The organism is Corynebacterium sp. HMSC22B11, assembly GCF_001815965.1.
Taxonomy (GTDB): domain Bacteria; phylum Actinomycetota; class Actinomycetes; order Mycobacteriales; family Mycobacteriaceae; genus Corynebacterium.
The window spans coordinates 1-2553 of the sequence record NZ_KV823472.1 but is presented as its reverse complement, the minus strand read 5'-3'; the positions used below and the strand labels follow the sequence as shown (position 1 = coordinate 2553).

Annotated in this window: 2 protein-coding genes and 2 tRNA genes; all 4 read left to right on the top strand. The window is 60.9% G+C overall.

Going from position 1 to position 2553, the window contains the following annotated elements:
- Nucleotides 1–91 precede the first annotated feature (91 nt).
- Complete coding sequence (locus HMPREF3088_RS10625; protein ID WP_246817979.1) at nucleotides 92–1468, top strand: hypothetical protein; 1377 nt, start codon at nucleotides 92–94, stop codon at nucleotides 1466–1468.
- 53 nt (nucleotides 1469–1521) lie between these two features.
- Nucleotides 1522–2076: a hypothetical protein gene (locus HMPREF3088_RS10305; protein ID WP_070760142.1), complete on the top strand. Its 555-nt coding sequence runs from the start codon at nucleotides 1522–1524 to the stop codon at nucleotides 2074–2076.
- Nucleotides 2077–2300: 224 nt separating this feature from the next.
- Nucleotides 2301–2374, top strand: a tRNA-Asp gene (locus tag HMPREF3088_RS01270).
- A gap of 21 nt (nucleotides 2375–2395) precedes the next feature.
- A tRNA-Phe gene (locus HMPREF3088_RS01265) sits at nucleotides 2396–2468 on the top strand.
- Nucleotides 2469–2553 lie beyond the last annotated feature (85 nt).

Below are 2553 nucleotides of genomic sequence, written 5' to 3'. Positions count from 1 at the left end.
TGAAAATCAGACACACTTTTTGCTACTTAACCCTAAACCTTGGCGCACGGGGAAGGCGGTTCTGTGCCGGCAGCCAGGTAATCTCTTGCTCATGAGTTCGTCCAAGACCTCGTCCTATCACCTCTTCCGCCGGTGGCGGGGTGCCACTTTCACCAAGCTCGGGCTGCTCAGCGAAAGCATGTCCGTGGCGACTGCTTCGAAGCTGGTTTCTCCTCTCGCGGTACTCATTCCAGTCCTTGCAGCCCTCGCGGAAGCTCAGGTGCTGACGGACTCCGCCTGGTGGCTGACGTTGGGTGCCGTCGTGATCGGCGTGCTGCTGTACTGGATTGCGACGATCGGCATCGAAAACCGCCAGCGTTACAACTACGCCGTGCGCTCGCGGAAGGAGCTCACGTCCCGCAAGATCGCCTCGGCAAGCCTTTCCGACTACCAGCGCGAGCACGATTTCGAGAAGCGGGAAGTCGACGGGCGCCCATACCTCGCCTCGGACCGAGTCGACGAGTTTATCCAGGACGGTGGCCTGGAAAAGCCATGGGAGTTCTCCTCCTACAGGTACCGGCTGCCGAAGGATCTGGAGCAGTTTAAGTATCTGAATTTGCGGCGTCACTACGCACAGGGGCGCGCGATGTTTAACGGGAAGTTGCTGGGCATGGCCTGCGACCCTGACTGGACGAGCCGCATCGTCCAGCTGCACCCCATCGGCTACTTCGACCACATCACGTCGAACCTCGTCGTCGACAACGTCTACTACACCCCGGGGTACGACGAGTTACTGTTCGACGGCAGCTCCATCATCGTCAACAAGGACGACGGTGCCCTCATCGATCTCATCGAGAGCAAGGCCGCGAACGTCATCGGCTCCTCGACCTTGGTCCTGACATCCGACGCGCACGTGATTATCGGCCAGCAGGGCTCGCTGAGCGATAACTCGCAGGGCATGCTCATCCCGTCGGGGTCCGGTTCGGTGTCGCTGAACGACAGCTTCTATGCGGAGACTTTTGCGGACATTGTTGCTGGTGCGGCGCAGCGCGAGTACTTCGAGGAGGCTGCCGTTCCGGGTGCGCAGGATTACCTACGAAAGACGAAGTCCACCGGCGTCTTCCGAACACCGGACAGTGTGACCGTGCCGGTACCGATCGCTACGCGGCCCATCGCTTATATGCGCGATCTGACGCGGGCTGGGCTGCCGGACTACTTCAACCTGTCCTATACGCAGCTCACCGCGGAACAGGCCATCGGGAAGCAGGCCTTGCGCTCGGAGAAGGGGCTCCAGACGGGGATGAGGGCTGAGCGCCTGCAGCCGGATGAAGACCTCGCGCAGTGCGTGGATCGGGTTGTGAAGAACCACCGGGCTGAGGGTGGCGCGGTTTCCATGCAGATGGAGATGACCCGGCATGCCCTGCTGCAGATGCGTGAACGTGGGGTGCTGGGAGAATTCGTGAGTCATCTTCAGCGGGCGACTGCCTAGCTGAAGATCGGCAATGGCCTTAAAAGTTCCAAAGGCTGTGCCAGACTCCTGTTATGCACCTCAACCGAAGCTTGTCCCGGCGGCAGTTCGGCGTCGCTCGTCGGGCTGGGTCCTTCCTCGCCGCGCTCAGCTTGCCACTCCTGCTAGCTAGTTGCGCCGGCGAAGCTAGCGATTCCGCAGCCGATCGCCCTACCGTGACTCAAACGATCACCAAGGCTGGCCCGCCGCCGTCTGAATCTCAGGGGGACGCCTCGCAAGAGCAGAACGAGGGCTCGGGCGACGAGGATAAGGGGGCTGAGCCACAAAAACAACGCGCGCGACCGAAACCGCAACGCGTGAAGAAGGGGGAGTGCCCCTACCTTGAGCCCAACTCGAACACTCGCCCCGGTGAAATCGTCTCCACATACTGCGATGGCCGATGGATGAGGGCTGGGCGAAGCTCCACAGACCACCTGTGGGTCGAACGTTTCGATGGCACCGAATGGGTTGAGGTGGAAGCCGACGGGGTGACCACCTCCGGCATGCACGGACCGTGTTTCTCCGATGCTCGGCTGCGAAGCCTCGGTGCGCCTGAAAAGCTGATCGACATGGTGACCCTCTGCGAGTAACTCTCTGGGGCTGTCCGTTTCAGGCGCTGGGGGTCTACGGGCTCCGGAGAGGCCGGCGCCTAGCGGGTGCCTAGCGGGGCGTTGATTGGCTCTAAAGCGCGTCACAAGGTGCTCCGCGTTCCCCAGTAGAAAACAGTCTTTACCTGGGACGATGGGGAAGTGTTGGTCGTCATTTGTGCTTACGTTAACCGCTGGGTATAGTTACCACTCGTGCGATAGCACACGGCCCTGTGGCGCAGTTGGTTAGCGCGCCGCCCTGTCACGGCGGAGGTCGCGAGTTCAAGTCTCGTCAGGGTCGCTGTGAAGCCTAGAGCTTCTCGGCCAGATAGCTCAGTCGGTAGAGCGTTCGCCTGAAAAGTGAAAGGTCCCCGGTTCGATCCCGGGTCTGGCCACATCCCAAGCCCCATCCCCACGGATGGGGCTTTTTTCGTCGTGTCCCGAGTTCTTAAGTTCTAGTGGTCGTTGCAACACTGATCT

What these genes read in the sequence shown, in the direction of transcription:
- HMPREF3088_RS10625 (WP_246817979.1), top strand. Translation starts at nt 92, where the DNA reads ATGAGTTCGTCCAAGACCTCGTCCTATCACCTCTTCCGCCGGTGGCGG.
- HMPREF3088_RS10305 (WP_070760142.1), top strand. Translation starts at nt 1,522, where the DNA reads ATGCACCTCAACCGAAGCTTGTCCCGGCGGCAGTTCGGCGTCGCTCGT.